Below are 22,695 nucleotides of genomic sequence, written 5' to 3' on the forward strand. Positions count from 1 at the left end.
GCTGTTGTCAAATACCCTGACAATTTTTTCCAAAAAGGCGGCATTGTGGAAAGCTGGTCCTGATTTCTGGACTGTTTTCCGGGCAGGCTTTTGAAACACCCCGGCAGGCTGCCATGAGAACATGCTCTTCCATATAGGCAGCGTGCGTAAAAACCGGCATATACGGAACGTTTTCCCTTCCCGTATGGTGGTATTGCATGGTCCGCACCCTTTTGCTCAAGAATGCGCTGCGTCTGGTCACGATGGATGCCGCAAGGCGCGAAATCGAAGGGGGATGGGTACTGGTGCGGGACCGGCAGGTTGCGGCCATTGGCACGCCAGCGGACCCGTTGCCCGTTGCGGATGATGTCATGGACATGACGGGGCATGTGGTGATGCCGGGCATGGTCAATACCCACCACCATATGTACCAGACCCTGACGCGTGTCATTCCCGCAGCACAGGATGCGTCCCTGTTCGGGTGGCTGCAGGCGCTCTATCCCATATGGTCGGGCCTGACGCCGGACATGATCCGGGTGTCCGCCTGCACCGCCATGACGGAACTGCTGTGGTCGGGATGCACCACCACCAGCGATCACCTGTACCTGTTTCCCAATGGCGCGCGCCTGGATGATGAAATCGAGGCGGCGGGGCAGATGGGCATACGGTTCCACGCCGCCCGTGGCGCCATGAGTGTCGGGGAAAGCAAGGGCGGCCTGCCCCCAGACCGGGTTGTGGAAGATGAGGACGCCATCCTGTCGGACACGCAGCGCGTGATCGAAACCTACCATGATCCGGCACCACTTGCGATGTTGCGGGTGGCGGTGGCCCCGTGTTCGCCCTTTTCCGTCAGTCGCGATCTTATGCGCAATGCCGCCGCCCTTGCCCGTGCAACGGGGACGATGCTGCATACCCATCTGGCGGAAAACGCCAGCGACATTGCCTACAGCCGCGAGACGTTCAACATGGCTCCCGCCGAATATGCCGAGGATACCGGCTGGATCGGCAGCGATGTCTGGCACGCCCATTGTGTGCAGCTGGATGATGCGGGCATTCACCGTTTTGGCGCGACCCATACCGGCATGGCGCATTGCCCGTGTTCCAACATGCGGCTGGGCTCGGGCATTGCCCCCGTGCGCCGGATGGTGGCGGCGGGCATGCGGGTCGGGCTGGGGGTGGACGGTTCGGCTTCCAACGATGGCAGCCATATGCTGGGGGAAGCCCGTCAGGCCATGCTGCTGGGGCGTCTGTTGCCCACGGCTGACAACCAGCCCATGATGCGCGCGCGCGAGGTGCTGGAACTGGCAACCCGTGGTGGCGCCGCCGTGCTGGGGCGTGATGATGTCGGCTATCTGGCCCCCGGCATGGCTGCCGATATCGTGGCGTTCGACATGCGTGGGATCGACCATGCGGGCGCGCAGTCCGACCCGGTAGCGGCACTGGTGTTCTGTACGCCGGGCAGAGTGTCATGCAGCATCGTTAACGGCCGGGTGCTGATCCGCGATGGCCAGTTTACGGCGCATGACCCGGTCGCACTGGCGCGCCAGCATAATGCGCTGGCCCGCGAACTGCTGGAAAAATCCTGATAAGAAATGAATAACGGTTTTTGGGCGCCGCCTTTTTCCGGAATGGCGGCGTTCTTCGAAGCTTTTTGAAAAAAGCTTCACCAAAAACTTCTTTATGATTTCAGGGGCATTTAAGACGGTTACCCTGTCCTGTCGATCAGCTGCGTGAAGAGCGCCGTTTATAGGTGCGGTAGCCCATCCGGCCCAGAATCTTCATGACCGGCAGGCTGAGGTTGAGCAGCCCTTGCGACGCCAGGCAGGCATGGGTGAACAGTTTGTCAAAGATAGAACTGAAGATTTCCCGGCTGTTGCGTTCGCAGCATTCCAGTATCCGTTGCGCCGTGACATCGGGTTCCTGCGGCTGGTCGATGAAATTGTATATCGACCCGCCCGCATCCATTTCCTGGCGTAGCATCGGCGTATTGACGCTGGCGGGATAGATGGATGACACCTGTATGCGCCGGGGCCGCAGTTCCTGTTCCAGTGCACGGGCGAAACCGCGCAGGCCGAATTTGGCGGCCGTATAGACACTGCTGCCTGCCAGCGGGAAAACCGCCGCCATGGAATTGACGAACACGATATGCCCCCCGCGCCGCATGGCGGGCAGCAGGGTATTGGTCAGTTCGATCGGCGCGGTCAGGTCAACCGCGATCTGGTCGGCAATTTCCTGCCTGCCCATTTCGCCCACTGCCCGGGGCGTGATGATCCCCGCGCAATGTACGATCACATCCAGTTGCGGCGCATGGCTGAGGATTGTTTCGGCAGCCTTGCCTATGCTGTCCATATCGGTCAGGTCACAGGCAATCGACGTGACGCCGGGCATATCCGCCTGTACCTGTCGGGATAATATGACAACGCGGTAGCCACACCCGAGCATGCGGCGCACCAGTGCCTGTCCAATACCGCCGGTAGCCCCCGTTACGACGGCGATCCTGCCTGTTGCTGGCGTACCGGTCCTGTCCTTTAAATTACTATTTTCCAACGAACTACTTACTTCCCTGACCGCAATGCCCTGTCGTAGCGCCTGATACGCGTCCGACCCGGCATTCCGCAAGGGCTTTTCCCTGCGATGAAGGGGAATGTCTACCCCCTGCCTGATCATGTCCATGGTATCTGTCATAAAATGATACGTCGAGAACCGGATCGCTTCCGTCTGATCTGCTGTCCCGATGACATTCATTCATAATGCGAACAATTCCCGGACCGGATAGGCGTGTGCCTATCTCACTGCATGTCTTTTCACGCGCCAGTGCACGACGGCCTGTCGCTTCCTTGCGGTCGGCTGGGCCCACGCAGCACATGAAGGCGCGTGTTCCATGTATGGGTACCGGGGCATCGGAAGATGTTGTGCATGTCACTGCACCATATGCGTTCCATACCCGCTGCATACCCGCTGTTTGCTGATGCTGCCTGATACAAATAGAGAACAATAGGGACAGAAGAAACACAAAAAGCGCCGGGAAACCAGCGTTTTGATACCGTATGTGATTGTTTGGGAAAGGTAGTTGGCGGAGAGAGTGGGATTCGAACCCACGGTACGCTATTAACGTACACACGCTTTCCAAGCGTGCGCCTTAAGCCGCTCGGCCATCTCTCCAGCCGGTATCAGACTGTATGCCCCATCTCTGGTGGCGGTGTCCGATGCGGCGGAACATATCACCAATTTTCATTGGCGCAAGTAGAAAACGCCATGCCCGCCCGGCCTGTCGCGATTGTGGCGCGGCAGGCCAGGCGGGGGTTACTGGTCCATCTTCAGTGCGGCGAGGAAGGCGCTCTGCGGGATTTCGACCTTGCCGAACTGACGCATGCGCTTCTTGCCTTCCTTCTGCTTTTCCAGAAGCTTGCGCTTACGGGAAATATCACCACCATAACATTTTGCCGTCACGTCCTTGGACATGGCGCCGATGGTTTCACGCGCGATGATCCGGCTGCCGATGGCCGCCTGCACCGCGATCTTGAACAACTGGCGGGGGATCAGTTCCTTCAGCTTGGCGCAGATGGACCGCCCGCGTGTTTCCGCGGCGGAGCGGTGGGCGATAAACGACAGCGCATCCACCGGTTCCTGATTGACGAGGATGGAAATGCGCACGAGGTCGCTCTCCTCGTACCCGTCCATCTGATAGTCGAAGCTGGCATACCCGCGCGTGACCGATTTCAGGCGGTCGTAGAAGTCGAACACGACCTCGTTCAGCGGCAGGCGGTAGACCGCCATGGCCCGGTTGCCGACATAGGTCAGGTCTGCCTGTATGCCACGGCGTTCGCTGCACAGGGTCAGCACCGCGCCAAGGTATTCGTCAGGCACCATGATGGTGGCCTTGATCCATGGCTCCTCGATCTTCTCGATCAGGGACAGGTCAGGCATGTCGGCGGGGTTGTGCAGTTCTTCCGTCTCGCCATTCGTCAGCAGCATCTTGTAGACGACGGAGGGGGCCGTGGCGATCAGGTCGAGATTGAACTCGCGGCTCAGGCGTTCCTGAATGATCTCAAGATGCAGCAGCCCAAGGAACCCGCACCGGAAACCGAACCCGAGGGCGGCGGAGGTCTCGGCCTCGTAGTGGAAGGATGCATCGTTCAGCCGCAGCTTGGACAGGCTGTCGCGCAGCTTTTCAAAATCATCGGCCACGACCGGGTACAGGCCGCACCACACGACGGGGATGGATGGCTTGAAGCCCGCCAGCGGTTCACTGGCCGGACGGCGGTCATCGGTAATGGTATCGCCCACGTTGGTGTCGGCCACGGTCTTGATGGCGGCGTTGATGTAGCCGATCTCACCCGGGCCCAGTTCGTCCACGTTGGTCATGCGCGGGGCGAACACGCCCACCTGATCGACCTGATGTACCACGCCGGTGGACATCATGCGAATGCGCATGCCGCGCTTGAGCCGCCCTTCCTTCACGCGCACCAGCGTGATGACACCCAGGTACGGATCATACCAGCTATCGACCAGCAGCGCCTTCAGCGGGGCTTCGGCATCGCCGGTGGGCGGCGGCAGGCGCTTGACCAGCGCTTCCAGCACGGCCTCGATGTTCAGGCCGGTCTTGGCCGACACCTCCACCGCGTCATCGGCGGGAATGCCGACCACTTCCTCGATCTGTTCCTTCACCCGCGCGCAGTCGGCGGCGGGCAGGTCGACCTTGTTCAGGACCGGCACGATTTCATGGTTGGCGTCGATGGCCTGGTACACGTTGGCCAGTGTCTGCGCCTCGACCCCCTGTGACGCATCGACCACCAGCAGCGATCCCTCGCACGCGGCAAGCGACCGGCTGACCTCATACGCGAAGTCTACATGGCCCGGCGTATCCATAAGGTTCAGGACATAGGTCCTGCCATCTTCCGCGGGGTAGGACAGGCGCACGGTCTGCGCCTTGATGGTGATGCCACGTTCACGTTCCAGATCCATGTTGTCCAGAACCTGATTGGTCATTTCCCGCTGTGTCAGCGCGCCGCAGGCCTGGATCAGGCGGTCGGCCAGGGTGGATTTCCCATGGTCGATATGCGCGATGATCGAGAAATTGCGGATCAGGGAGAGGGGCGTGTCGGTCATGGGCGAGACATAGTGTAAATCGGGGAGAAAGTCAGCCGCTACCTGTCATGGTGGCACGGAAAATATCACCGCCTGCGCGCAATGTTACATGCAGGCCATCGTGATGCGGTGGATGCGGGTCGCGCCATCAAGGATGATTTCCTCCCCTTCGATCGCGGCCAGTCCCTTTATGCGCACCAGTTCATGCAGGGGGGCGGTCACAGGGGCGTCGTGCCAGCGTTCCGCCACCAGCCCGCAGCATGACGTGCCCTGCGGCGTGTGAAGCAGGACGCGGTCATTCACCCGGATCGCGGCAGTGGGGGAGACGACCAGCGTGCCCCCCTTGCGGAAGATCGGCTCCATGGTGTCGCAATCCACATGCACGGCATAAGAATGGTGATCGGCCATGCCGTGGAATTCCCACTTTTCCCACCGTTCCCCATCCGGCAGGCCGGTTTCGTCAAACAGTTCGGGGTGGGCAAGCTGTGAGAACGGGGCGATCCTGAGGTGGGAATGATGGGCCTTGCTCATGGCGTCGGGGTCATGATGCCCGGACAGCAGCCGGCTGAACCCTTCAAATGAAATGCCCGTGGCCGACAGCGTGCGCGCAAGGCTTTCGGTTCCGGGCCAGCGGGGCCGCCCCGAGGATGTGATGCGCTTGGACGGGTTGAAGGTCGTGCTGTCCAGTCCCGCCGCCCGCGCAAGGCCGGAAGGGGTCAGCCCCCGTTCCGCGGCCAGCCGGTCGATGGCGCGCCAGATGTCGTCATGGCTGATCATGCGGGTAGTTTCAGTATTTCGGTCCGGTGGCGGGCATCGCCCGCCCCGGTCAGGGTGAAGCGGTCGGCCCCCATGCTGCGGGCCAGTCCCATCTCGTTCAGCCTGCGCAGGCAGGGCGCGTCGGGCACATTGGCCGGACGGCCGTCATGACCGCTCAGTTTCAGGCGGTGCAGGGCCGAACGGCAGCATGTTTCAAGATAAGGTTCATTCCACATGGGACAGGGACCGCCAAGGAAGCAGGAACAGGCACCGCCACCTTTTTACGACGGTTTGTTGCCGGGATTTCAGGCAGACGTGCTTTCCCCTGTTCACATAATGGCATTATTGCGGCATGTCCACCACGCGGGGATGCCTTCCCTGCGCCCGCAGGAACAGAGGTATGTGCTGCATGTGCTACGCATTGGGGAATTGGTTACTATATCTAGGCATAGAGTAGGCGCATCGTCATATTCCTGACCGATATATGACCTATGTTTATATACAGTGCTGTAGAAAACAATCGATCCAAGGTTCTGTTGATGAAATTCCATACGTATCTTCTTGCCCTGTCCATGGCTGGTGCAACTGTTGCCGGGTCAGTGGGGGCCATGGCGGCTGACTGTAACAACAGCCAGAATACCCCGAAATGGGACGTGCTGGGCCGCGTGGCGCAGCAGGGCGATTGCGCGGATAACCGCCTGCAGTCCTACCGCAACAACCTGAGCGAGCGTGAACAGGCATTGAAAAATGGTCCGCAGAACCTGAAGCAGGACTATGATAACAAGATGAACAGCCTGCATGACAGTACGGTTGGCCGTTGGGATAACGCGCGCGATGCCGAAAAGCAGAAGCTGGCGGATGAACGCAGTCGCGTTGACCAGAAGATCCAGAACGGTCGTGACCGCCTGGATGCGATTCGCAATGCCCCGAAAAACCGTCTGGACAGCCTGCGCAATGCCGGAAGCGAGGAACGCCAGCGCTGGGATAACCTGAAAAGCCAGACCGGTTCCGATGTCAGCAACTTCCTTGGCGGCGGCAACAGCCAGTAAGGCGGCGCTACAGGGTTCCGTGCCGATGGCACGGAACCCGCCCGGCAGGGTGGTGCAGGGTCCGTTCCCCTTGGGGACGGGCCCTTTTTCGTAAGGACTGTCCGGCGGCCGAAAACAGACATGCCCGGCTGGACCGGGCATGAAAGCAACACATCGTGTTTTATCGGCGCATGCCCCGCGTTTATGAACGCGGACGCTTGCGTGAGGACGCACCACTGCGTGGCGGTCCGCCAAACCCGCCACCGGGACGGCCCCCGCCGGGCTTGCGCCCGAACGGACGTCCGCCACGTGGCGGTCCGCTACGGCGGTTCGCACCGCCGGCCGGTGCGCTGGCAGGCGAGATCTGCACTTCGTCATTCTCGATCGCGGCAATGCACGAACGGAATTTCTCGGTCGAATCCGGGGTGATCTCGAACAGGGTCTGGGTATCATTGATGCGGATCGCACCGATATCCGCCTTGCGCACGCCACCAAGGCGGCAGATCAGCGGGATCAGCCACTTGGGGTCGGCCTTTTCCTGCCGGCCCACATTCATGGCGAACCAGGCGCCGGGTTCGGCGCTGGCGTAGCTGTCGCGCGTGGGGCGGGTGCCGTCACGCTCGCTGCGTTCGCGCGGGGGACGCGGGGCGTCAGGGGTAATGTGACGCACGTTTTCCGGCGCGGGCAGGCGGGCGCGGTACATCTGCAGCAGGGCAGCGGCCAGCTGTTCGCTGGTGCGGCCTTCAACCAGCTGGCCAACCAGTTCCTTGTCCGCTTCGGCCACGTCCTCGTTCAGGACGGGATCGGCCAGCAGGCGCCTGGCGTCATTGGCCCGGATTTCGGCAGCCGTCGGCACGCCGGACCATGTCGCCGTGATCTTCGCGCCCTGCATCAGGCGTTCGGCGCGGCGGCGCTGCGACATGGGCACCATCAGCACGCACACGCCCTTGCGCCCCGCGCGGCCCGTGCGGCCTGAACGGTGCAGCAGGGTGGCGGGATCGGTCGGCAGGGTCGCGTGGATCACCAGCGCCAGCGCGGGGATGTCGATGCCACGGGCGGCCACGTCGGTTGCGACGCACACATTGGCCTGGCCCTTGCGCAGGCTGTCGATGGCGCGCGTACGTTCGTTCTGTCCCAGCTCACCCGACAGGGCGACGGAGGAGAAGCCACGCTCCACCAGTGCCGCCTGCATGTGGCGCACCATTTCACGGGTTGCGCAGAACACCATGGTGGTCTGGCTGTCGGTATAGCGCAGCACGTTGACAACGGCGGGGATCAGTTCGCGCGCATCGGCCACGATGGCGCGGTATTCGATATCGGCATGCTGCTTGGCGCCCGACAGGGTGTCGATACGCACGGCGTCGTTCTGGTAACGCCGCGCCAGCGATGCGATTTCCTTGGCGATGGTGGCCGAGAACAGCAGCGTGCGCCGCGTCTTGGGCATGGCGTCGAGCAGTTGCTCAAGTTCGTCACGGAAGCCGAGGTCGAGCATCTCGTCCGCTTCATCCAGCACGACCACGCGCAGCTGTGACATGTCCAGACGGCCACGCGACTGGTGATCGCACAGCCGCCCCGGCGTGCCGACCACGATATGTGCGCCCATCTGCAGGGCGCGGGCTTCACGCCGTGCGTCCATGCCGCCGATGCACGATACGATACGCCCGCCAGCAGGCGCGTACAGCCACGTCAGTTCACGCGTGACCTGCATGGCCAGTTCGCGTGTCGGCGCGATGATGACGGCCAGCGGCGGACCTGCCGGGCCAAAGCGTTCGGCCCCACCCAGCAGGGTATCGGCCATGGCCAGGCCGAAGGCGACGGTCTTGCCCGACCCGGTCTGGGCGGAAACAAGCAGGTCGCGCCCTTCGGCGGCGACATCCAGGACGGCTGTCTGGACGGGGGTGGGGTTATCGTACCCACGCTCGTCCAGCGCGCGTTGCAGGGCGGGGTGGGTTTCGGGAAACGGCATGTATCGGGCAATCCGGACAAAAACATGAAGAACACAGGCGACGCAGGAAGGAAACTGGCCGCCGGCCGTGTTCATGCGTCAGGGGAGAAGGCCGGTGCATAAAGAATGATTGCCCCAAAAGCCAGAATTAATAATGGCCGGGCCGTTTTTGCGGTGCTTCCCGATCCCTTTCGGGGGCATTTTCCGTACGGGCGACGCCCGCACCCTTCAGCCTGTCCGGGACATATCGGACAGTCAGGGTGACGGTTCAGGGGACGCGTCTTGCGCAAGGTGTCAGGGAGCGCCGCCTTTTTGGGATAAGGGGGCGCCCGGAACCTTTTAATGCCTGTGCATCAATGGAGTGTTTTCAACATCTCTGAAACCATGCAGATGGTTCCGGGGCAGGAAAATATCCACCCTGGCCGCGATCCCGCCCGCCGGGGTGCGGCGTCTGGTCAGGGCACCAGCACCGCAGCCCCTTCAAACCGGCCATGGCGCAGGTCATCCAGCGCCCTGTTGGCCTCTTTCAGCGGATAGGGGGTTGTCGTGGTGCGTATGCCCACGCGCGGCACCAGTTCAAGGAAGTCGATTCCGTCCTGCCGTGTCAGGTTCGCGACCGAGACGATCTGCCGTTCCTCCCACAGCAGGTCGTAGGAAAAGGCGGGAATTTCACTCATGTGGATGCCCGCGCACACCACGCGACCGGCCTTGTGCACGGCCTTCAGCGCCGCGGGCACCAGTGCGCCCACCGGGGCGAAGATGATGGTGGCATCCAGCTGTTCAGGCGGCATCTCGTCCGATCCACCAGCCCAGACACATCCCAGGGACCGGGCGAATTCCTGCGTTTTCGTATCGCCCGGACGGGTAAAGGCATAGACCGAGCGCCCCTGCCACACCGCCACCTGCGCAATGATGTGGGCCGCGGCCCCGAAACCGTACAGCCCGATGCTGCGCGCCTCCTTGCCCGCCATGACCAGCGACCGCCAGCCGATCAGCCCCGCGCACAGCAGCGGGGCCGTCGCCACGTCGTCATCGCCATCGGGCAGGGGGAAGGTAAAATGCGCATCCGCCACCGCCATGGTGGCATACCCGCCATCGCGCGTGTAGCCGGTGAACAGCGGGTGGTCGCACAGGTTTTCGTGGTCGGTTTCGCAGTAATGGCAGCAGCCACAGGTATGGCCCAGCCACGGAATGCCCACGCGCTGGCCCATGTGCAGGCCTTCCACATTCGGGCCGATGGCATCGATCCGGCCCACGATTTCATGCCCCGGCGTCAGCGCATGGCCGGGAAAGGGCAGGTCCGCATCCACCACATGCAGGTCCGTGCGGCATACGCCACATGCCCCCACTTTCACGCGGATCTGCCCCGGTCCCGGCGTGGGGTCGGGCAGTTCGGTCCATTGCAGGGGGGTATGGGGGGCAAGCAGTCGCATTGCGTACATGGGGTCCGCTCCTTGGCTGTCAGGGTGCGGCCTGCGGGCCGCCGATCAATGCGCTACGCTATCATGCCCGCCGTTCCATGCGGCATGACATGCATCATCACATCCATCACAACCCGGAGCGGTACGGAGTCATGGCATCCAGCGCGGGCAGTTCGGCCCGGATGGCGGCGCGTTCATGATGCAGGAATCCGGCAACCGCCTCGCGCAGGCCGGGATGGCTGATCCAGTGGGCGGAATGGGTCAGGCACGGGCGGTAGCCACGCTGCAGCTTGTGTTCGCCCTGTGCGCCGGCTTCCACCCGTTTCAGCCCGTGGGCGATGGCGAAGTCGATGGCGCGGTAATAACACAGTTCAAAATGCAGGAAGGGCCAGTCCCCCTCCACCCGTCCCCAGTTGCGGCCATACAGCGTGGTGCGCCCCATGAGGTTGAGCGCACCCGCCACCGGCACGCCATCACGTTTTGCGATCATCAGCACCACCCGATCCCCCAGCCGTTGTGACAGCAGCGGGAAAAAGCCGGGCTGCAGATAGGCGCTGCCCCATTTGCGGTCCACGGTGGACAGGTAGAACTGATAGAAATCATGCCACAGGGCATCGGTGATGTCCGTGCCCCGACAGGTATGGAACGTCAGGCCGCAGGCATTGGCGTCGCGCCGTTCCCGGCGGATGGCCTTGCGCTTGCGCGAGGCAAGCGTGTCCAGGAAATCATCAAAACTGGTATAGTCGCAGTTGTCCCAGTGGTACTGCACCCCAAGGCGCTGCAACCACCCGGTCTGTCCCAGCAGGTCATATTCATGCTGCGTGCAGAACGTGACATGGACCGAAGACAGGTCCAGTTCCCCACAGGCCTGACGCAACGCGCGGCCCGCAAGCTGGCGAAGCACGTCAGCATCCGGCGCGTCCCTGCGCACCAGCAGGCGGGGCCCCGGCACGGGGGAGAACGGGACAGCCACCTGCAGCTTGGGGTAATACTGCCCGCCCGCCTGCATGAAGGCCTGCGCCCATTGCTGGTCGAATACATATTCGCCATAGGAATGGCCCTTGGCATATAGCGGGGCGACCGCCAGCAGGCGGCCTGTCCCGTCGCGCAGGGCAAGGTGCTGGGGCATCCAGCCGGTCTGTGGCCCGGTGGACCCGCTGTCTTCCAGCGCGGACAGGAAGGCGTGGCTGACAAACGGGTTGTCATCGCCTGCGCAGGCATCCCATTCCTGTGCCGGGATTTCGGCAATCCTGCGGTGCAGGATCATGGTGGTGCCGGTCATGACGGGCGCGCCAGTGGACAAACCGCGTGGGGCGTTGGGGTCATGACAGGCTCCCTTTTGTGTTGTGGGGCTTTGTCTCAGCCTATTTCGAACAGGCCTTCCACTTCAACAGCCGAATCGAGCGGCAGCGACGGCACGCCCACGGTGGAGCGCGCATGACGCCCTGCATCACCAAATACCGCCACCGCCAGATCGGATGCGCCATTCATGACGGCGGCATGCTGCGTGAAGTCCGGTGTGCAGGCAATGAACCCGCCCAGACGCACAACGCGCTTCACGCGCGACAGGTCGCCAATCGTGGCCTTCACCTGCGCGATCACGTTGATCATGCTGTAGCGCGCGGCCTCGACCGCCAGTTCAACGGCGACCCTGTCGCCCAGTTTGCCCGTGGTCAGCAGCTTGCCATCCACCAGCGGCAGCTGTCCCGACACCACCAGCGAAGACCCGCTGAGGACGGCCGCGACATAATTCGCCACCGGGGCGGCAGGGGTGGGCAGGACAATGCCAAGCTGCTTCAGGCGCTGTTCGGGGGTGATGTCAGGCATATCGGGTTCATCCTTACGTTGTCAGGGGCGACTGGGCGCACGGGCCGGTGCGTCAGCCGACCAGCCGCAGTCCGCGCCGCCGGGGGGGTGTGTCATCGCCATCGTCATTGCCGGATTCAGGCAGGTCAAGCGGCAGCATGGGGGCAGGGGTGTCCGCCATCATGTCCTCATGCGGGGCATCGGGCAGCCTGCGCCCCAGATAGGCATCCGACAGCGCCCGGAAGGCATAGTCCAGCATGGATGTCGCATAGGACGCAACCGGGTCGCCTTCCACCGTGCCGGCCGGGCCGAAATGGGTATAGGCGAAGGCCTCGACATAGCTTTCCAGCGGTGCGCCGTATTGCAGGCCGATGCTGACGGCCTGCCCCAGCGTGTCCATCAGGCCACGCACCATCGGGCTTTCGCGCGTGGGGGTCAGGCTGATTTCCCCCAGCGACCCGTCGGCATATTCCCCCGTGCGCAGGAACAGCCGGTGGCCGCCCACGCTGGCTTTCTGGGTGAAGCCGCCATGGCGTGCGGGCAGGGGACGGCGCACGCCGCGTTCCAGACCCGCGCGGGTGGCCAGTGTGTCGCGCGTGGCGTCGGGGCGGGCTGGCACGCGGTCCACGAACCCGCTGAGCGCGCGGTGCATGGCCTGATGCGACGCGGCACCGGGGAGTGGCAGCACGGTCTCCCCCGCCAGTGTCGCCGCAAAGGCCGCCTCCAGCGTCAGCCCCCGGCATGCAAGCCGCGCCAGCGTGCTGGTGGCCAGCCGTCCGTCGGCGCGCAGTGGGGAGAAAACGGGCGCAAGTCCGCACGATTCCACCCCCAGCAGCGCATCGATTGGTCCGGGCGTGGAAAATCCGGTTTCGACACGGGCTGCCGGGTGGTCGGTCTCGACCGCGGCTTCCTGCCATACTGCACGCGCGATCTGGCTGACGCCGGGCAGGATGCTGCGCACGGGCGGCAGCGGCATGGCGTCAGCCCCCTCGCCGGAATGGGCGACAAGGGTGGCAAGGGCCACGATGCTGCATGCCGCGTCGCGCCCGGCCTCGCTGTCATAATCCAGCCCCAGCCCGGCCAGGCAGGCATCAAGGTTGGTCAGCAGGATGGCGCCAGCCACCGGCGGGCGTTCATGCGGATCGGCCACGGCGGGGGCGGGAACAGCGCGCAGGTGCGGCGTGGTCCCGCCTGACGGGTCGGGCAGTGGCAGTTCGCCATTGCGCATATGCTGCTTCTGCCGCGACACCGCGCGCAGCACGCGGGCCAGCAGGCGCAGGGCCGCGACGAAATCGGTGGCCATGAATCCGTTATCGGCTTCGACAAAGGCCGCAAGGTTGACCACGAAGGCGGGCCTGCGGTCATGGTGCCCGTGCCACAGGCTATCCGCCGGCGCCGCCTGCCGCATCAGCAGCAGGCACGACAGCGTGCGCGCGACGGGCTGGACCGTGGGGCCGGATATTTCACCGGTACACAGGTCATCTATCCATCGCGCCGCCTCGACCGGCAGGCTGGCGGGACCGTGGCCGGGGGCCAGCTGGGCCAGGGCCTCGGCTGCCGTGTCATCCCAGTCGGCGGGCAGGGTAATGGAACGTGGCGCGTCGTCGGGGTCCGCTGCGGCCTCTACGGTACGCATGCGCACGCCATTCCAGTGGCTTCGTGCTGTCATGCCTTCTGTTTTACCGGCACGGACAGGGCGCGCGGAACCCGTCTGGACCGGAGTCGCAACTATACATTCCACTGGATACCGTGGATATGGGGGATAAGTACGGACAGGCTGGAAGGGTGGCGAAATCGCGCGGCACCGACAGGGGGATGGCCATGATCGAGTCCCGCTGCGCCACGCGCATCCTGCCCGTCACGGCGGGGGCAGTTACGGTGGGAGGGGGCTGCCGCCATGCGCGTTCTGCCTGATCGTGCAGATGTGACGGCTGCTCGCGCATATGCGCGTGGACCGCGCGCGGACAGGCGGACTAGGCTTCGGTCATGGCAAATCTAGGCACCCGTATCTATACCCGTTTCAAGGGGCGGCTGGTCGGCAGGGACGCCGATGGCCGACCCTATTATGAGGCCCGGACCCCCAACCGCACCGGTGGCGGGGAAAAGCGTCATGAACGCTGGGTCATCTATCATAAGGGGGAGGACGCATCCGCCGTCCCGCCCGAATGGTGGGGCTGGCTACATCATATGGATGACGCCCCCCTGCCCGAAAGCGCGCGCCAGCCATGGCAGCAGCCGTGGCAGCCCAACCAGACCGGGACGGCGGCGGCCTATCACCCGCCCGGCAGCGATCTGCGCGGTGGGCAGCGGGCTTCAACTACCAGCGATTATGAGGCATGGTACCCCGAGGGATGAAACCGGTGGCGTAACCTGCTAGGGTGCGCGCCACTGGATATTGGGGAAGCATTGCCAACATGGTTGCTGCTGTTTCAGGGCGAGCGGGCCGTCAGCCAGCGGAACTTCTTGCCGGATTTGCCGTGCTGGCCGTGCTGGCGGGCATGCTGGCCTATGCCGTACTGGACAAGGGGCGGCCGCATGAAAGCGGTTACCGGCTGAACGCGGGATTTGCCCATATCGATGGTCTGTCCGTGGGGTCGGATGTCAGGCTGGCCGGAATCACGGTCGGCCAGGTGGTTGATGAACACGTCGATCCCAAAACCTTCGAAGCCCAGGTCACCTTTACCGTGCGGCCCGATATCAAACTGCCGGATGATACGGCGGCGATCATTACCAGTGACAGCCTGCTTGGTGGCAAATACATCGCGCTGTCCCCCGGTGGGGATGAAAAGATGCTGGCTCCCGGTGGCACGATCGGCCAGACGCAGGGCGCGATCAGCCTTGAACAGCTGCTGAGCAAGTTCATTTTCTCCGTTACCGATACGTTGACCAAGGCGCGGCAGGACAAGGCCCAGGCTTCCCCGCCTGCGCCGGCCCCTGCTGGCGGAGAAAATCCATGAGCCATGATGCGGACGCCAGTGCGGGGATGCCGAAGGTCTGGCCGCAATCCGATGGCACGCCGGTATCGTGCCGGGACAAGTTGCTGATATTGCAGGAAAATTATACGGAATTGCAGGGTATCCTACGTGATGCGTTCGAAGACGCTATCCTGATGGGCGTGGATGAGGCGGCAATGCGCCAGATCCTGCTGGACCTTGTGGGCGGACTGCGGAGCCCCAAGGCATGAGGCGTCTCATGCGCTGCCTGCCTGCCGTCCTGCTCGCCGGACTGCCCGCCTGCGCCCATGCGGTCGAATGGCTGGCCCCGCCCGCGATGTATCCCCCCGATACATGGCAGGGGCGGTCCGTCGCCACTGTACGGGTGCTGGACAAGCTTGATGCCCATGTCCAGATGCTCGACATCCCCACGGGACAGGACGTTACCTATAAAAGCCTGACGCTGCACGCCACGTCATGCCTGCAGCGTCCGCCCACCCTGCCTGCGGACAGCGCCGCGTGGATGGAAGTGCACGATGCGCATGAAGGCATGGTGGCCTTCCAGGGATGGATGGCGATAGGCGAACCCGCGACCGGCGTGTTCCAGAACCCGCTTTATGATGTGCAGCTTGCGGGATGCAGTGGCGATGCGGTGGCCCCGGTGCCACCGCCGCTTGCGACCGTGGCGGCCCCGGGCGTGGGGGCTGATGGCAGCCCGGTCCCGGCGGCGGCGGCTGGCGGCACTGCCCCATCGCCTGCACCGGGCACGGATGCGCCGGAGGCATCGCAACCGATGTCGCCCACGCAGGCCCCGACCATGCCTCCCCCGGCGTCGCCGCCGCTGCCCATGCCGCCCGCCCCCGATCCGGGGGACGAGGGGGCTGCCCCGCTAATGCTGCATTAGATAATAGTTTAATTTGTATCGTATCAATGCTGTCGGTCTGTCCGGTATGGTTCCGGGCTTGCGTATTCCCCAGCTTTGCCGGAGGCTAGATCCATCATGAGCAAGATACCTTCCCTTCCTTCGCTCGATCGGCTGCCTCCGCCTGCACGCGCGGCATTCCTGCTGGATTTTGATGGTACGCTGGTTGATATCGCTCCCACGCCTGAATCCGTCGTGGTGGCGCCCGGCCTGCTCGACACGCTAAAGCGCCTGCGTGACAGATGTGGGAATGCGCTGGCCGTGATTTCGGGGCGGCCCATTGACCAGATCGACCATTTTCTGGGGGATGTGCCCTATGCCGTGGCGGGTGAGCATGGCATCGCCATCCGCCATGCGCCGGGACAGGCCATTGAACGCGCGCCCCTGCCGCCGGTGCCCGCCGCATGGATCGAACAGGCCGACAGGCTGGCCCATGCCCATCCCGGCGTGCGGATCGAACGCAAGAAGGCGGGGCTGGTGCTGCACTACCGGGGCGCGCCCGATGTGGGTCCGGAACTGGGTAAAATCGCGGATGACTGGGTCGCTGCGACCAATGGCGCCTTTCACGTGCAGGCGGCCAAGATGGCGTGGGAAATCCGCCCCGCGGGCATAGACAAGGGCCATGCGGTGGAAGTGCTGATGAAAAGCGCGCCATTTGCCGGGCGGGCCCCGATTTTCGTGGGTGATGACGTGACGGATGAAGATGGCATCCGCATGGCGGTGCATCTGGGTGGGGTCGGTTTCCGTATCCCGGCTGATTTCCCTGATCCCGCGGCCTTCCGTGGCTGGCTTGCGCAACTGGCACAGGGGGGCGGGGACACATGGGGCGACTGATTATTGTTTCCAACCGCGTCCCGTCCCCGCGTGAGCGCAGCCAGCCCGCAGGCGGTCTGGCCGTCGGGCTGAAAGATGCGCTGCGGGAGGGGGAATCGCTGTGGTTCGGCTGGTCGGGCAAGCAGGTGCAGCTGCATGGCGGCGACCCGGTGCCCCGGCTGGACCGGGTTGATAACGTCACCTACGCCACCATCGACCTGACCCCGCTGCAGTATGAGGGGTTTTACCAGAATTTCTCCAACGGCATCCTGTGGCCGCTGTTCCACTACCGCGTGGGGCTGATGAACTATTCCCGCACGGACTGGGAAACCTACCTTGCGGTCAACGCCATGTTCGCGCGCACCCTGCTGCCGCTGCTGCGGCCCGATGACGTGATATGGGTGCATGACTACCACCTGTTCCCGCTGGGGCAGGCGCTGCGGGACCTGGGGGTGAAGTGCCGGATCGGGTTCTTCCTGCATATTCCCTTTCCGCCATGGAGCCTCGTGCGGTCCCTGCCGGGCGCGGAACTGCTGCTTGAGGATATGCAGAGCTACGATCTGGTGGGCGTGCAGACCCCCGAAGATGCCGAGAACCTGAATCACTCTCTGGAAGTCAACGGCCTGCCGCCGCGTGGGGAGGCATTCCCCATTGGCATCGATCCCGATGAATTCCGCGCGCAGGCGGAAAAAAGCATGCAGGGACCGGAGGTCGAACGGCTGGAAGGCAGCCTGCGCGGCGCCAAGCTGGTGCTGGGCGTGGACCGGCTGGACTACTCCAAGGGCCTGCCTGAACGCTTTCGCGGATATGAGGCGCTGCTGGCCCGCTATCCCGAACATCGTGGCAAGGTGACGTTCCTTCAGGTTGCCCCCATTTCCCGGGGCAGCGTGGAGGAATACCGCCAGCTGCGCCGCCAGCTTGATGAACTGACCGGGCGGATCAACGGCGCGTATTCCGAATTCGACTGGACGCCCATCCGCTACATCACCCGCCCGCTTCCGCGTGAGGTTCTGGCCGGGTTCTACCGCCGGGCGGAAGCCGCCCTGATCACGCCCCTGCGCGATGGCATGAACCTTGTGGCCAAGGAATACGTGGCGGCACAGGATCCGACCAATCCGGGCGTGCTGATCCTGTCGCATTTTGCGGGGGCCGCGCCGGAAATGGACGAAGGCATCCTGGTCAATCCGTATGACCCCGATGAGATCGCCGATGCCCTGCATGAGGCGCTGACGATGGGCCTTGCGGAACGCCGCACGCGCTGGCAGGCGCTGGAGCGTGAGGTCAGCAGCACGACAGCCGTAAGCTGGGCCGCCGATTTCATGCGCGCGCTGCAGGCGGCGCCCGTCGTGGACCGATCGTAGCCAGCCATGCGTTCAACTGCTTTATTGATGGTGCTGGCAGGGTTTGCCGCACTTGGTGTCGCGTGGTGGAGCCAGTACACACTCGGCCACGTTCCCTGCGGGCTGTGCCTGTGGGAACGCTGGCCCTACCGTATCCTGATCGTGCTGGGGGCGTTTGCCACTGTATTGCCCCGCGACATGGCCCGCGGCGTGCTGTGGCTGTGCATGCCGGTGCTGCTGTGCGCCTTCGGGCTGTCGGTGGTGCATGTGGGGGTGGAACAGGGCTGGTGGGCCAGCCCGCTGCCTGAATGCCGTGCACCCACGTTCCACGGCGGCAGTTTTGCCGAACGCCTGGCCTCCATGCCGCGCCGTCCGGCCAAGCCGTGCGACGCGGCGACCTATCTTGTGCCCGGCGTGCCAGTGTCCATGGCCATGATGGACGGGATCTATGCCCTTGCGCTGATCCCGGTTGTGCGCCGGGGATTGCGGATCAAGGCGAAGTTCCGCGGCCGCGGCCGAAAAACAATCCAAGGATAAACAGGACGATAAAGACAAAAAAGAGTACCTTGCCAAAATAGGCAAAGGTGTCCGAGATGCCGCCGAAGCCAAAGACCGCGGCGATCAGGGCCAGGACAAGGAATGTGATGGTCCAGCGTAACAGGTCCATGATCCGGTTCCTTCCGATCGTTGTTGTGACAGACGCGGGCATGCCATCCGCTCTATAACAATGCGCCAGACGGCACCCGGTTCATCGGGCGGCATGATTTTGGTTTTCGGGGCGGGAAGGCAGGATATGACAGCAGGCGACAGCATGGCCGGGTTTTACGCTTTGTACACGCATGGGTTTGCGCGCGTGGCTGCATGTACATTGCCGGTGGCCCTGGCGGACCCGATGGAAAACGCGCGCCGCACCAGTGAAGGAATCCGTGCCTGTCACGATGCGGGGGCCGTGGTCGCGGTTTTCCCGGAACTGGGCCTGTCGGGTTATGCCATCGAGGACCTGCGGCAGCAGGACGTGCTGCTTGATCGTGTGGGTGATGCCATAACGTGGCTTGCAGCGCAGACGGCGGGCTTGCGGCCGCTGGTGCTGGTGGGTGCGCCGGTCGTGTGGGGGGATGCGCTGTACAACTGCGCCATTGCCCTGCATGACGGGCGTGTCGCTGGCGTCATTCCCAAGTCCTACCTGCCCAATTACCGCGAGTTTTACGAGGCACGGCAGTTTACCGCCGGTGCGGGGCTGCGGGGTGGTCATGTTACGCTGGGTGGCCATGACGTGCCGTTTGGCACCGACCTGCTGTTCCGTGCCCGCGATGTGCCGGGCCTGGTGGTGGCCGCCGAAATCTGTGAGGACATGTGGGTGCCCCAGCCGCCGGGCATTCAGGCCGCCCTTGCCGGGGCCACGGTCATCGCCAACCTGTCGGCATCCAACATCACGGTGGGCAAGGCGCGCACGCGCACGCTGCTGTGCCAGTCCCATTCCGCGCGCTGTGTCTGTGCCTATCTGTACGCTGCGGCGGGAGAGGGGGAATCAACCACCGACGTGGCGTGGGACGGGCAGGCCTCCATTTTTGAAAATGGCGCGCTTCTTGCACAAAGTGCGCGTTTCCCATCTGGTCTGGTCACGCTGACGGCGGATGTGGACCTTGACCTGCTGCGGCAGGAACGTCTGCGCATGGGCACCTTTGCCGACAACCGGGCGCATGAAGGTGTGCGGGACTGGCGCTGGATCGACCTGGCCATGGTCCCGCCCACGGAAAATATCGGCCTGCAGCGCGCCATTCCCCGCTTTCCCTTCGTGCCCAGTGACCCTGCGGTGCTGGATCAGGACTGTTACGAAGCCTTTACCATACAGGTCACGGCCCTGAAGCGGCGGCTGCTGGCGTCACGGGCGAAAACGCTGGTCATTGGCGTTTCGGGCGGTCTTGATTCCACCCATGCGCTGCTGGTCGCGGCCCGGGCGGCGGATGAAAGCGGGCTGGGACGACAGGCGGTGCTGGGCTATACCATGCCCGGCTTTGGCACCAGCAGCGACACACGCGGCAATGCGCATGAACTGATGGCGGCGCTGGGCATACAGGCGCGTGAAATCGACATCCGTCCGGCGGCACGGCTTATGCTGGAACAGATGGGACATCCCTTTGCCACGGGGAAGGACGTGTACGACGTCACGTTCGAAAACGTGCAGGCGGGGTTGCGGACCGATTTCCTGTTCCGGCTGGCCAACCAGTCGGGCGGGATCGTCATCGGCACCGGCGATCTGTCGGAACTGGCGCTGGGCTGGTGTACCTATGGCGTGGGCGACCAGATGGCGCATTACAATGTCAATTCCGGCCTGCCGAAAACACTGATCCAGCACCTGATCCGCTGGGTCATGGCCAGCGGGCAGGAACAGGCACGGACCTGCGCCGTGCTGGATGCCATCCTGTCCACCGAAATCTCGCCCGAACTGGTACCCGCCACGGCAGCACAGGCGGTGCAGAGCACGGAATCGCTGATCGGCCCGTATGCATTGCAGGATTTTACCCTGTTCCATGTGCTGCGGTATGGCTTCCGCCCGTCCAGAATCGCATTCATGGCGCTGCATGCATGGGGTGATGCCGCTGTCGGGGCGTGGCCACCGGGTTTCCCCGCCAGCAGCCAGCGAAGCTATGACCTGCCCGAAATCCGCCACTGGCTGGGTGTTTTTCTCAACCGCTTCTTTGGTTTCAGCCAGTTCAAGCGCTCGGCCATGCCCAATGGACCAAAGGTTGTCGCCGGGGGCGCCCTGTCACCGCGCGGGGACTGGCGTGCGCCATCCGATGGCAATGCCCGCATATGGCTGGAGGAACTGGAAAAACAGGTCCCGTCAAACTGAACCGATCTGACCCTGATTCCGAATTTCTTAACCCATTGCTGTCAATTAGCGTCGTGAAAGCATCCCCTTCCCGGTCGTGACCATCATGGCGGCGTGGGTGGCGGGTCATCTGTAGCGAGGTCGGGAGACATGCATGTTCCCGCAATGCGTGAAAAGGAACGGAATGCATGGGTGTGACCGTAACCGGGGCCACGGGCCAGACGCTGGGGATCAATCCGGACAGCAGCGCCATCGCGGGACTGCAGCAGGCGGGCGAGGCGGCGGCCCTGCAATCGCTGATCGGCGGCATTCCCGGTGCTGACATCACCGCACTGACGCAGGCCTATGGCGGGGACATCACCAACGTTCCGGCGCAGTCCCTGCGCATGCTGGGCGTGGCCGGGATCGACCGGTCGATCGCGCAGCAGATTGGCGGGGCGGCCCAGCAGATCACATCCGACGGGTATTATGACACGACCGCCAGCAAGGTCGTGATTGGCAGTACAACGCCCACGCCGCTGGATGGCACCGTCGTCCTGGACAGCGGCAGCCAGGCCGTGACCGCCGTGGACGGCAACATGGGCGAGGTGGATTTCATCGCCGGATCGGGCGACGTGAATTATTACGCGGCAGGTGGCAATACCGAGTTCGTCAGTGGCGGCGGGCAGGATGTCATGCACGTCATGGGCGGCACCGATACGGTCTATGCCTTTGACGGCACGCCCACCGTGACCGGAGACTGGAACGCCCCCGGTGGGGCGACGGCGTTTGACGGTGGCAATGCGCAGTTGCAGGTATTTGATGGCGTCGTGGTGCAGGATGTCAGCAATTCGGGCATCGTTACCTATGCAACCGATGATTATTTTGAAGAGCCGGCCCCCGCGCAGGATACCGCAACCATTGATGGGGGCGTGTCCGACACTATTTACGGCAGCAATGATCTTGTTATCAATTCCACCAGCGACAGTACCATCCGGGGCGATGACAGCCTGACCGTAAGCGGGGGCGACAGCGATACGATTTCGGCCAGCTATTCCACTCTGCTTGATAATGTCGATGCCAGTTCGATTTCGGTCAGCGTGCCGGGCACACTGACATTCATTGATGGCAGCAAGGGCATTTCCGACACCGTAACCGGAAGCAATGCCACCATTTTCGGCACTGCCGGACTGGACCTGAGCGCGAATACAGCCGGGAACATCACTTATTACGCCAGCGGCGGGAATGAAACACTTGATGGCGGGCTGTCAACGAATGCGCTCTACGCCGTGGCGGGCAACGGGAACGACACCCTGATTGGCGGTGAGGGGGCTGACACCCTGCAGGCCGGTCTGGGCAATGACCTGCTGCAGGCAGGGAACGGCACGACGGAATTCGATTTCATCAAGGGACAGGATGGTGGAAACGACATCATTCAGGACTTTGGCAAGTCGGCGGGCAATGCCGTCAAGCTGTCCGGTTATGATACGAGTGCGGGTTCCATCCAGTCCATGCTGGACAACGCCACCATTGCTGGCGGGAATACGACCGTCAGTCTGGATGATGCAACCCGGATCACCTTTGTCGGCGTGACGGACCTGAAGGCGCAGAATTTCAAAAGCTGAGGCTTGCCGCCCATAACCCGCGCCAGACACCACCATCTACATGATGGCAGTATCTGGCGCGGGAAATATTTTTCAGGGCCAGTTTTTTTTAGCCATAACAATACGATTTCGATATAAACAATCTGTTATCGCACAGATAGGCCGATATAACTGCCGTTTTCGCAGAGGCTTCGGTTCTTGCTGACCACAACAGCAGGAATTTTCATGTGATAACAAAAAATTGCTGG

The 22,695-nt window shown here is 63.3% G+C and carries 22 protein-coding genes and 1 tRNA gene; 12 read left to right on the top strand and 11 right to left on the bottom strand.

Features of this window, described 5'->3' with window-relative positions; translation table 11 throughout:
* Positions 1–197: 197 nt before the first annotated feature.
* Positions 198–1,565 carry an 8-oxoguanine deaminase gene (locus B7449_RS07190; RefSeq protein WP_082084796.1) on the top strand — a complete coding sequence of 456 codons (1,368 nt, stop codon included), beginning with the start codon at positions 198–200 and terminating at the stop codon, positions 1,563–1,565.
* Positions 1,566–1,701: 136 nt separating this feature from the next.
* On the opposite strand, the gene B7449_RS07195 is transcribed toward B7449_RS07190, so the two are convergent.
* The 5 genes from B7449_RS07195 to B7449_RS07215 all read right to left on the bottom strand — a co-directional run bounded on the left by B7449_RS07195 (position 1,702) and on the right by B7449_RS07215 (position 6,059).
* Positions 1,702–2,526 carry an SDR family NAD(P)-dependent oxidoreductase gene (locus B7449_RS07195; RefSeq protein ID WP_048883536.1) on the bottom strand — a complete coding sequence of 275 codons (825 nt, stop codon included), beginning with the start codon at positions 2,524–2,526 and terminating at the stop codon, positions 1,702–1,704.
* Between the two features lie 524 nt (positions 2,527–3,050).
* A tRNA-Ser gene (locus B7449_RS07200) sits at positions 3,051–3,141 on the bottom strand.
* Positions 3,142–3,282: 141 nt separating this feature from the next.
* Positions 3,283–5,088 (bottom strand): translation elongation factor 4, encoded by a 1,806-nt coding sequence (gene lepA / locus B7449_RS07205; protein ID WP_010514632.1) that lies wholly within the window; start codon positions 5,086–5,088, stop codon positions 3,283–3,285.
* An 84-nt stretch (positions 5,089–5,172) separates the two neighbouring features.
* Positions 5,173–5,844: a helix-turn-helix transcriptional regulator gene (locus tag B7449_RS07210; protein ID WP_039735153.1), complete on the bottom strand. Its 672-nt coding sequence runs from the start codon at positions 5,842–5,844 to the stop codon at positions 5,173–5,175.
* Entirely contained in the window at positions 5,841–6,059 is a 219-nt protein-coding gene (locus B7449_RS07215) for a hypothetical protein (protein WP_039735152.1), read from the bottom strand. The genes B7449_RS07210 and B7449_RS07215 overlap by 4 nt, the downstream gene beginning before the upstream one ends.
* Positions 6,060–6,362: 303 nt before the next feature.
* Here B7449_RS07215 and B7449_RS07220 point away from each other — a divergent pair, with 303 nt between their 5' ends.
* Entirely contained in the window at positions 6,363–6,872 is a 510-nt protein-coding gene (locus B7449_RS07220) for a hypothetical protein (RefSeq protein ID WP_039735151.1), read from the top strand.
* A gap of 181 nt (positions 6,873–7,053) precedes the next feature.
* Here B7449_RS07220 and B7449_RS07225 read toward each other — a convergent pair whose 3' ends face one another.
* From B7449_RS07225 to B7449_RS07245, 5 genes are all read right to left on the bottom strand, one after another.
* Positions 7,054–8,817 carry a DEAD/DEAH box helicase gene (locus B7449_RS07225; protein ID WP_039735160.1) on the bottom strand — a complete coding sequence of 588 codons (1,764 nt, stop codon included), beginning with the start codon at positions 8,815–8,817 and terminating at the stop codon, positions 7,054–7,056.
* Positions 8,818–9,251: 434 nt separating this feature from the next.
* Positions 9,252–10,238, bottom strand: a complete 987-nt coding sequence (locus tag B7449_RS07230; protein WP_039735150.1) for a zinc-dependent alcohol dehydrogenase family protein — start codon at positions 10,236–10,238, stop codon at positions 9,252–9,254.
* Between the two features lie 106 nt (positions 10,239–10,344).
* On the bottom strand, positions 10,345–11,499 hold the full coding sequence (locus B7449_RS07235) for a GNAT family N-acetyltransferase (RefSeq protein ID WP_039735159.1): 1,155 nt from the start codon (positions 11,497–11,499) through the stop codon (positions 10,345–10,347).
* A 77-nt stretch (positions 11,500–11,576) separates the two neighbouring features.
* Entirely contained in the window at positions 11,577–12,044 is a 468-nt protein-coding gene (locus B7449_RS07240) for a RidA family protein (RefSeq protein ID WP_039735149.1), read from the bottom strand.
* Between the two features lie 52 nt (positions 12,045–12,096).
* Positions 12,097–13,692 carry a TSCPD domain-containing protein gene (locus B7449_RS07245; RefSeq protein WP_039735147.1) on the bottom strand — a complete coding sequence of 532 codons (1,596 nt, stop codon included), beginning with the start codon at positions 13,690–13,692 and terminating at the stop codon, positions 12,097–12,099.
* 86 nt (positions 13,693–13,778) lie between these two features.
* On the opposite strand from B7449_RS07245, the gene B7449_RS21035 reads away from it, so the two are divergent.
* From B7449_RS21035 to B7449_RS07280, 8 genes are all read left to right on the top strand, one after another.
* Complete coding sequence (locus B7449_RS21035) at positions 13,779–13,937, top strand: hypothetical protein (protein ID WP_158003678.1); 159 nt, start codon at positions 13,779–13,781, stop codon at positions 13,935–13,937.
* Between the two features lie 72 nt (positions 13,938–14,009).
* Positions 14,010–14,378, top strand: a complete 369-nt coding sequence (locus B7449_RS07250) for an NADH-ubiquinone oxidoreductase subunit NDUFA12 family protein (RefSeq protein WP_039735146.1) — start codon at positions 14,010–14,012, stop codon at positions 14,376–14,378.
* 59 nt (positions 14,379–14,437) lie between these two features.
* Positions 14,438–14,980 carry an outer membrane lipid asymmetry maintenance protein MlaD gene (gene mlaD / locus B7449_RS07255; RefSeq protein ID WP_039735145.1) on the top strand — a complete coding sequence of 181 codons (543 nt, stop codon included), beginning with the start codon at positions 14,438–14,440 and terminating at the stop codon, positions 14,978–14,980.
* Positions 14,977–15,207 carry a hypothetical protein gene (locus B7449_RS07260; RefSeq protein WP_010514645.1) on the top strand — a complete coding sequence of 77 codons (231 nt, stop codon included), beginning with the start codon at positions 14,977–14,979 and terminating at the stop codon, positions 15,205–15,207. The genes mlaD and B7449_RS07260 overlap by 4 nt, the downstream gene beginning before the upstream one ends.
* Positions 15,204–15,860, top strand: a complete 657-nt coding sequence (locus B7449_RS07265; RefSeq protein ID WP_039735144.1) for a DUF2155 domain-containing protein — start codon at positions 15,204–15,206, stop codon at positions 15,858–15,860. Before B7449_RS07260 ends, B7449_RS07265 begins: the two co-directional genes overlap by 4 nt.
* A 96-nt stretch (positions 15,861–15,956) precedes the next feature.
* Entirely contained in the window at positions 15,957–16,712 is a 756-nt protein-coding gene (gene otsB / locus B7449_RS07270) for a trehalose-phosphatase (RefSeq protein ID WP_039735143.1), read from the top strand.
* On the top strand, positions 16,700–18,052 hold the full coding sequence (locus B7449_RS07275) for an alpha,alpha-trehalose-phosphate synthase (UDP-forming) (protein ID WP_039735142.1): 1,353 nt from the start codon (positions 16,700–16,702) through the stop codon (positions 18,050–18,052). Before otsB ends, B7449_RS07275 begins: the two co-directional genes overlap by 13 nt.
* 6 nt (positions 18,053–18,058) lie before the next feature.
* A complete protein-coding gene (locus tag B7449_RS07280; protein ID WP_082084797.1) occupies positions 18,059–18,568 on the top strand; it encodes a disulfide bond formation protein B in 510 nt (169 codons plus the stop codon).
* On the opposite strand, the gene B7449_RS07285 is transcribed toward B7449_RS07280, so the two are convergent.
* A complete protein-coding gene (locus B7449_RS07285; protein WP_010508831.1) occupies positions 18,522–18,698 on the bottom strand; it encodes a DUF1328 domain-containing protein in 177 nt (58 codons plus the stop codon). The two genes, B7449_RS07280 and B7449_RS07285, sit on opposite strands and share 47 nt — an antisense overlap.
* 126 nt (positions 18,699–18,824) lie before the next feature.
* Here B7449_RS07285 and B7449_RS07290 point away from each other — a divergent pair, with 126 nt between their 5' ends.
* Positions 18,825–20,885: an NAD(+) synthase gene (locus B7449_RS07290; protein WP_039735158.1), complete on the top strand. Its 2,061-nt coding sequence runs from the start codon at positions 18,825–18,827 to the stop codon at positions 20,883–20,885.
* Between the two features lie 167 nt (positions 20,886–21,052).
* A complete protein-coding gene (locus B7449_RS07295) occupies positions 21,053–22,468 on the top strand; it encodes a hypothetical protein (RefSeq protein ID WP_039735140.1) in 1,416 nt (471 codons plus the stop codon).
* Positions 22,469–22,695 lie beyond the last annotated feature (227 nt).

The sequence above is a fragment of the Komagataeibacter intermedius TF2 genome (assembly GCF_000964425.1).
Classification (GTDB): Bacteria; Pseudomonadota; Alphaproteobacteria; order Acetobacterales; family Acetobacteraceae; genus Komagataeibacter; species Komagataeibacter intermedius.